The following is a 7623-nucleotide window of genomic DNA, read 5'->3' on the forward strand; positions in this document are numbered from 1 at the left end:
ACGCCAAGGGCGGCAAGATCGGCCTCTTCGGCGGCGCCGGCGTCGGCAAGACGGTGCTGATCCAGGAGCTGATCAACAACATCGCCAAGGTGCATTCCGGCTTCTCGGTCTTCGCCGGCGTCGGCGAGCGCACCCGCGAGGGCAACGACCTCTACCACGAATTCATCGAATCCGGCGTCATCGACATCGAGGATCTTACCAAGTCCAAGGTGGCGCTGGTCTTCGGCCAGATGAACGAGCCGCCGGGGGCGCGTGCCCGCGTCGCGCTCTCCGGCCTGACGCTCGCCGAGCAGTTCCGCGACCAGTCGGGGACGGACGTGCTCTTCTTCGTGGACAACATCTTCCGCTTCACCCAGGCCGGCTCCGAGGTCTCGGCGCTGCTCGGCCGCATCCCCTCGGCGGTGGGCTACCAGCCGACGCTCGCCACTGACATGGGCGCGCTGCAGGAGCGCATCACCTCGACGCGCAACGGCTCGATCACCTCCGTCCAGGCGATCTACGTGCCCGCCGACGACCTGACCGACCCGGCGCCGGCGACCTCCTTCGCCCACCTCGACGCGACGACGGTGCTCAGCCGCGCCATCTCCGAGCTCGGCATCTACCCGGCGGTGGACCCGCTCGATTCGACCTCGCGCCTGCTCGACCCGATGGTGATCGGCGAGGAGCATTACCAGGTCGCCCGCGACGTGCAGGGCATCCTGCAGCGCTACAAGAGCCTGCAGGACATCATCGCCATCCTCGGCATGGACGAGCTTTCCGAGGACGACAAGCTCACCGTTGCCCGCGCCCGCAAGATCCAGCGCTTCCTCAGCCAGCCCTTCGACGTGGCCGCGGTCTTCACCGGCTCGCCGGGCGTGCAGGTGCCGCTCGAGGTCACCATCGACAGCTTCAAGCGCGTGGTCGAGGGCGAGTTCGACCACCTGCCGGAGGCCGCCTTCTACATGGTCGGCGGCATCGAGGAGGTGGTCCGCAAGGCCGAGAAAATGGCCGCCGAGGCGGCCTGAGCGGGGCAGGGCAATGGCCGACACGCTGCAGTTCGATCTGGTCAGCCCCGAGCGCAAGCTCGCCTCGCTGGCCGCCACCCAGGTGCAGATCCCCGGCATGGGCGGGGATCTGACCGCCATGCCGAACCACGCGCCCTTCCTGACCACCCTGCGGCCGGGCGTCGTGCGCGTGACCGCCGGCAGCGAGACCGCCGAATTCGTGGTGACGGGCGGCTTCGCCGAGGTCTCGCCCACGGCAGCCACCGTGCTCGCCGAGCGGGCGGTGCCCCGCGGCGAATTCGCCGCCGACATGGCGGCCGACCTTCTGGCGGAAGCCGAACGCCACCTCGCCGAGGCGCCGGAGGAGATGCGCATGTCCGCCGGCCAGCGCCTGCGCGACGTGCTCGCGCTGAAGTCCCAGCTCTCGCTCTAGCGCCACGGCGGGGATGGCATCCCGCCGCTCCCTGCTCGCCGGCGGCGCAGCCGTCCTCGCCGCCGGCGCCGCCCTGGGAGCCTTGCGCTGGCGCCAGGGCGCGTCAGCCTATGAGAGCGCCATCGCCGCGTCCCGGGCCGCCCTCCCGGCCGAGCCCGGCCTTGCCGATCTCGTGCGCTACGCCACCCTCGCCGCCAACGGCCACAACACCCAGCCCTGGCGCTTCTCGGCCACCGGGTCCGACATCGCCGTGACCCCCGACTTCGGCCGGCGCACCCCGGTGGTCGATCCCGACGACCACCACCTCTTCGCCAGCCTCGGCTGCGCCGCCGAGAACCTCTCGCTCGCCGCCCGCGCCGCCGGCCGGGCCGGCACGCCCGCGATCGGCGCCGAGGGCATCGAGATCGACCTTGCGCCCGCCGCCCCCGCGGCCGGACCGCTCTTCGCGGCGATCCCGCATCGCCAGAGCACCCGCGCCGACTACGACGGCTCCACGATCGAGCCCGCGCTCGTCGACCGCCTGATCGCCGCCGCGGCCGGGCACGGCACCGAGGCGATCTTCATCTCCGACCCCGCCGGGCGCGACGCCATTCTCGATCTGGTCATCGCCGGCAACACGGCGCAGCTCGCCGATCCCGCCTTCGTGCGCGAGCTCAAGGACTGGATCCGCTTCAGCCCCGCCGAGGCCGCCCGCCGCGGCGACGGCCTCTTCGCCGCCGCCTCCGGGAACCCGGCGCTGCCCGACTGGGCCGGCCGGCTGGTCATCGACCGCGTGCTGACGGCCGAGGCCGAGAACGCACGCTACGTGCGCCAGATCCGCTCCTCCTCCGGGCTCGTCGTTCTCGTCGGCCCCTCCGACGACCCGCCCGGCTGGATGCGCGCCGGGCTCGCCTGCCAGCGTCTCTCGCTTCTCGCCACCGCCGAGGGCCTGAAGCTCGCCTTCGTCAACCAGGCGGTGGAGGACATCCCCTCCCGCGCCGAATTGCGAAGCCTGCTCGGCCTCGGCGAAAGAAGGCCCAACCTCGTCCTGCGCATCGGCCGCGCCGCGCCGCTCCCCTTCTCGCCGCGCCGCCCGGTCGAGGCCGTCCTCGCATAGCCCCTGTTCCGGATGCAGCTCCTCGCCGGCGGGCCGGGACGATCCCGATCGGGTTTCGCGATCGGGGGCCAGTCCCTCCGGCAGCAGGACGAGGGCAGCTCACGGCCCCTCCGGCGCCTTTCGTCCCAGCAGCGCCCGCGCCGCCTTCCAGGCCGGCGCGACGATCCGACCGACGATCGGGATCGTCGCCGCCCCGATCACCACGCCGACGACCGCCGAGCCGAGCGCACCGGTCAGCCAGGCCGCGGCGCCGGGCATGACCGGCGCCGCATGGCCCACCGCTTCCGCCAGATCGTGCAGCGCATGGGCGATGCCGGCCAGGCCGAAGGTCTCCAGCCCGTGCACGACGATGCCGCCGCCGACCCAGAGCATCGCCGCGGTGCCGATGGTGGCCAGCACCTTGAGGAACCCGGGCATGAAGCGCACGAGGCCGCGGCCGAAGCCCCGGACCAGCCGCCCCGCCGGCCCCGACCAGTCCTTCGCCGCCAGCGCCACGCCGAAATCGTCGGCCTTCACGATCAGCGCCACTGCGCCATAGACGCCGAAGGTGATGAAGATACCCACCGAGGCGAGCACGATCGCCTGCGTCGCGAATCCCGCATCGGGCACGCTCGCCAGCGCGATCGCCATGATCTCCGCCGAGAGGATGAAGTCGGTCTTGATCGCCCCGGAGACCTTGGCGTCCTCGAGCGCCCTGGCATCGACCGCCGCCCGGCCGATCTCGGCCTCGTGCTCGTGCGCCGCATGGGGAAAGATCGCCTCCATGAGCTTCTCCGCGCCCTCGTAGCAGAGAAAGAGCCCGCCCAGCGTCAGGAGCGGCGTGATCGCCCAGGGCGCGAAGAGCCCGAGCGCCAGCGCCGCCGGCAGCAGGAACACCAGTTTGTTGCGCAGCGACCCCCGGGCGATGCGCGCGACGATCGGGATCTCGCGCTCCGCGGCGAAGCCGACCACATAGCGCGGCGTCACCGCGGCATCGTCGATCACCACCCCCGCCGACTTGGTTCCCGCCTTGATCGCCTGCCCGGCCACATCGTCGAGCGAGGCCGCCGCGACCTTGGCGATTGCCGCCACGTCGTCGAGGAGCGCGATCAGCCCGGTGCTCATTTCCGAAAGCCCCGCCCGGCCATCGCCGTGTCCCTCTCCGCTGCGCTCCAGAGGCTAGCACCGCCGCCGATGCCACCGCAAACGCTCATGTGACCCTGCGCTGGATGCGCATCGCGTGCGCTGCCCCTCAAAGCCGCGCGATGCCGGCCGACGCCTCGGCCGGCAGCGCCTCCAGCATCTCCGCCACGGTCCTGCCCAGCACCGGATGCCGCCAGCGCGGCGCGATGTCTGCCAGGGGCGTCAGCACGAAGGCCCGCTCCTGCATCCGCGGATGCGGCAGGATCAGCCGCTCCGGCGCGGCCATGTCGCCGGCCCGGTCGCCCAGCGCCATCCATGCGCGCATCGTCTCCGCATCGGGCAGGACCCTGTCTCCGAAGGCCAGCAGGTCGAGGTCGCAGACCCGCGCCCCCCACCGCAGGCCCCGGGAACGGCCCAGCGCCTTCTCGACCGCGAGCAGGTCCGCCAGCACCGCCTCCGGCGCGGAGGGCCCCGCGAGCATGGCCGCGCCATTGACGAATTCCGGCCCGGACCCCGGCGGATAGGCCGGCGTGCGATACCAGGGGGATCGTGCCAGAACCGCGATCCCCCGCGCCGCGAGCGCCGCGAGCGCCGCCTCGAGCGTGGCGCGCGGCGGCCCGGCCGCGGAGGGCAGATTGGCGCCGAGCGCGATCAGGATCATGCCATAGCCCCGCCCATGCGAAGGAAAACCAGCGATTCGACTTTCGCTGCCCGAGACGGGCGCATATACGAACGCATATATGGCATCCCGGCAGGGAAACAGAGCCTGCCGATCGTTTCAACGCCTTGGCACACGAAGGAGGATTCTGGGGCATGTTCTATCGTGATGAGCGGCTCGCTCTGTTCATCGATGGCGCCAATCTGTACGCGGCCGCCAGGGCCCTGGGTTTCGACATCGACTACAAGCTGCTGCGCACCGAATTCATGCGCCGCGGCAAGCTCTTGCGCGCCTTCTACTACACCGCGCTGCTCGAGACCGACGAATATTCGCCGATCCGCCCGCTGGTCGACTGGCTGAACTACAACGGCTTCGCCATGGTGACGAAGCCCGCCAAGGAATTCACCGATTCCACCGGCCGGCGCAAGATCAAGGGCAACATGGACATCGAGCTGGCGGTCAACGCCATGGAGATCGCGCCGCATGTCGATCACATCGTGCTCTTCTCGGGCGACGGCGATTTCCGGCCGCTGGTGGAATCGCTCCAGCGCCAGGGCGTGCGGGTCTCGGTCGTCTCGACCATCCGCACCTCGCCGCCGATGATCGCCGACGAATTGCGCCGCCAGTCGGACAATTTCATCGAGCTCGACGAATTGCGCGAAGTGATCGGCCGGCCGCCGCGGGGCGAAGCCGCCGCCGCCGCGCAGGCCGCGGCCGACGAGGACCAATGACGCCGGCGGAACCGCCGCGCGATTGCACGCTCTGTCCCCGGCTCGCCGAATACCGGCGCGAGAACGCCGCCGCGCATCCCGAATGGTTCAACGGCGCCGTGCCTTCCTTCGGCGACCCCGCAGCGCGCCTGCTGGTGCTCGGCCTCGCGCCCGGCGTGAAGGGGGCCAACCGGACGGGGCGCCCCTTCACCGGCGATTATGCCGGCGACCTGCTCTATGCGACGCTGAAGGCCTTCGGCTTCGCCAGCGGCAGCTACGGCGCCGATCCCGGCGACGGGCTGGCGCTCCGCGACTGCATGGTGACGAATGCGGTGCGCTGCGTGCCGCCGCAGAACCGGCCGCTGCCGGCCGAGACCGCCACCTGCCGGCGCTTCCTCGCGGCGCGGCTCGCAGGCCTCCCGCACCTCTGCGCGGTGCTCTGCCTCGGGCGGATCGCCCATGAGACGCTGCTGCGCGCGCTGGGAGAACGGCTCGCCGCGCATCCCTTCGCCCATGGGGCGCGGCACGACATCGGCGCTCTGGCGATCTTCGACAGCTACCATTGCTCGCGCTACAACACCAATACCGGGCGGCTGACGGCCGCGATGTTCGAAGCCGTCTTCGCCGATCTGCGCCGCCACCTCGACGCGCGCGAGGCCGTCAGCCGCGCATCGGCCTGAGCGCCGCGGCCCAGCGCGCCAGCGCATCGAGCATCGGCTGCACCGATTCCACATGCGACGGCTCCGGCAGGAAGGCGCCGTCCTGGACATGCTTCCGGATCCACTGGATCGAGACGCCCTTGGCGATGGGCATCACGTTCAGGTTGGTGAGGATGACCTTCGTCGCCTCCACCCCGCGCAGGCCGCCCGACAGCCCGCCGTAGCTGACGAAGGCCGCGGGCTTGAACCCCCACTCGTGATAGACGTAGTCGAGCGCATTGATCAGCGCCGGTGTCGGCCCGTGGTTGTATTCCGGCACCACGAAGACGAAGGCATCCGCCGCGGCGACGCTGGCGCTCCAGCGCCGCGTGTGCTCATGCGCATACTCGCGCCGCACCGGCGGAACCGGCTCGTCGTAGAGCGGCAGCCCGACTTCGGCGAGGTCGACGAGCTTCGCCTCGAAGGCCGGATGCGCCTGCGCCAGCGGCAGGAACCACCTGGCGACATGGATCCCGACCCTGCCGGGCCGGGTGCTGGCGGCGATGACGTGAAGCTCCAGGGGCATGGGGCAGGCGTTCCTCCGGATGGTCCGCCACCGGATCTAGCCCGGCCGGCGATCACCGGCAATCGCCGGACGACCGAAGCCACCGCCCCCCGCCGGTGATTTCCCCCGCTTCCCGTGCTAGCGTCCCGGGGTTGCCCGCCACCGGAGCCGCCATGCCCGCCGACCCCGAGGAAAAGGCCAAGCGCACCGAGGCCCAGATCGAGCGGATCAACCAGGTCTCCGCCATGGCCCGGACCTCCTGGATCGCGCTTCTCGGCTACCTCGCCTTCGTCGGCGTGACCCTGCTCGGCGTCGAGGACGCCGATTTCTTCGTCCCCTCCCGCCAGACCCAGCTGCCGCTGGTCGACGTCTCCATCCCCACCGCCAGCTTCTTCCTCTTCGCCCCCATCCTCGCCACCGCGCTCTATGTCTACCTTCACATCATCCTCCTGAAGCTCTGGGACGCCATCGCCGACCTTACCGAGCCGACGACCGCCGACGGACAGCCCGTCGGCGACGCCCTCGTCCCCTGGCTGGTCAACGACTGGGCGCTGTCGGTCCGCGGCGGCCCCTTCCTCCCCGCCCGCCCCCTGCGCGGCTTGGGCAATCTCGCGAGCTTCCTCCTCGTCTGGGCCGCCACCCCGCTGGCCCTCTACTTCTTCTGGTTGTGGTCGATGCCGGCCCACCGCCCGTTCCTCACGCTCTTCCTCGCCGCCTGCTTCCTGATCGCGCTCGCCGCCGGCATAACCGGCTGGCAAACCGCCCACGCCTGGCTCTCCGGCAACCGGCCTCCGCCTTCCGAGCACCCCCCGCTCTGGACCGCACTCCGCGAGCTGCTGCGACGGCGGCACCCCGCTCGCGTCCGTATTCTCGCGGCCGCGCTCCGCGACTCCCTCCGCCGCCACGCCGGCCTCTGGGCGCTCGGCCTCCTCCTCGCCTATGTCAGCCTCGTCCGCACCGCCTGGCCCACCGCCGACCAACCCCCGCTGGCGCGCGCCAACGTCAGCAACGTCGAGCTGGTCGACCTGCCCGCCGGCTGGCGCGACTGGGAGACCGCCCGCACCGCCTTCCGCGAGACCTGGTGCAAGCGCGAGGGTCTGGACATGGCGGTCTGCGGCCAGCCGCGTGGTCCGGGAGCCGACCCGCTCCCGCGGCAAGCCGCCCACGACCGCCGCGAATGGTGCCTCGTGCACGAGATCGCCGCCTGCGACCGGATCTTCGCCGACCTCGACACCGACTTCGCTGAAGACTGGCGCACCGAACGCGCCAGCGCCATCGCCGACCTCCCGCAGCTCGACCTGCGCGGCCGGGACCTGCGTAATATCGTTGGGGAAAATGTCACCCTGGTCGGTGCAAGGCTCGCCGGGGCGCGGCTGGAGGGGGCATACCTCAGCGGGGCGCGGCTGGAGGGGGCGAAC

Annotated in this window: 9 protein-coding genes; 6 read left to right on the forward strand and 3 right to left on the reverse strand. The window is 71.4% G+C overall.

Annotated elements, in window-relative coordinates; genetic code table 11:
• From atpD to V7050_RS11660, 3 genes are all read left to right on the forward strand, one after another.
• The coding region (gene atpD, locus V7050_RS11650) for a F0F1 ATP synthase subunit beta (protein WP_324410565.1) at nt 1-1004 on the forward strand (1004 nt) is incomplete at its 5' end.
• A 13-nt stretch (nt 1005-1017) separates the two neighbouring features.
• A complete protein-coding gene (locus tag V7050_RS11655) occupies nt 1018-1416 on the forward strand; it encodes a F0F1 ATP synthase subunit epsilon (RefSeq protein WP_324368299.1) in 399 nt (132 codons plus the stop codon).
• Between the two features lie 13 nt (nt 1417-1429).
• Nucleotides 1430-2512, forward strand: a complete 1083-nt coding sequence (locus tag V7050_RS11660) for an Acg family FMN-binding oxidoreductase (RefSeq protein WP_324368301.1) — start codon at nt 1430-1432, stop codon at nt 2510-2512.
• 99 nt (nt 2513-2611) lie between these two features.
• Here V7050_RS11660 and V7050_RS11665 read toward each other — a convergent pair whose 3' ends face one another.
• Complete coding sequence (locus tag V7050_RS11665; protein WP_324368303.1) at nt 2612-3616, reverse strand: DUF808 domain-containing protein; 1005 nt, start codon at nt 3614-3616, stop codon at nt 2612-2614.
• A 127-nt stretch (nt 3617-3743) separates the two neighbouring features.
• Nucleotides 3744-4295, reverse strand: a complete 552-nt coding sequence (gene folK, locus V7050_RS11670; RefSeq protein WP_324368305.1) for a 2-amino-4-hydroxy-6-hydroxymethyldihydropteridine diphosphokinase — start codon at nt 4293-4295, stop codon at nt 3744-3746.
• Between the two features lie 152 nt (nt 4296-4447).
• Here folK and V7050_RS11675 point away from each other — a divergent pair, with 152 nt between their 5' ends.
• Together V7050_RS11675 and V7050_RS11680 are read left to right on the forward strand one after the other, a co-directional pair.
• Nucleotides 4448-5023, forward strand: a complete 576-nt coding sequence (locus V7050_RS11675; protein ID WP_324368307.1) for a LabA-like NYN domain-containing protein — start codon at nt 4448-4450, stop codon at nt 5021-5023.
• A complete protein-coding gene (locus tag V7050_RS11680) occupies nt 5020-5682 on the forward strand; it encodes a uracil-DNA glycosylase (protein WP_324368309.1) in 663 nt (220 codons plus the stop codon). The genes V7050_RS11675 and V7050_RS11680 overlap by 4 nt, the downstream gene beginning before the upstream one ends.
• On the opposite strand, the gene V7050_RS11685 is transcribed toward V7050_RS11680, so the two are convergent.
• Entirely contained in the window at nt 5663-6226 is a 564-nt protein-coding gene (locus tag V7050_RS11685) for an NADPH-dependent FMN reductase (RefSeq protein ID WP_324368311.1), read from the reverse strand. The two genes, V7050_RS11680 and V7050_RS11685, sit on opposite strands and share 20 nt — an antisense overlap.
• Nucleotides 6227-6378: 152 nt before the next feature.
• Between V7050_RS11685 and V7050_RS11690 the strand changes: the two genes are divergently transcribed.
• The coding region (locus V7050_RS11690; RefSeq protein WP_324398090.1) for a pentapeptide repeat-containing protein at nt 6379-7623 on the forward strand (1245 nt) is incomplete at its 3' end.

This window comes from Amaricoccus sp. (genome assembly GCF_036846665.1).
Taxonomy (GTDB): domain Bacteria; phylum Pseudomonadota; class Alphaproteobacteria; order Rhodobacterales; family Rhodobacteraceae; genus Amaricoccus.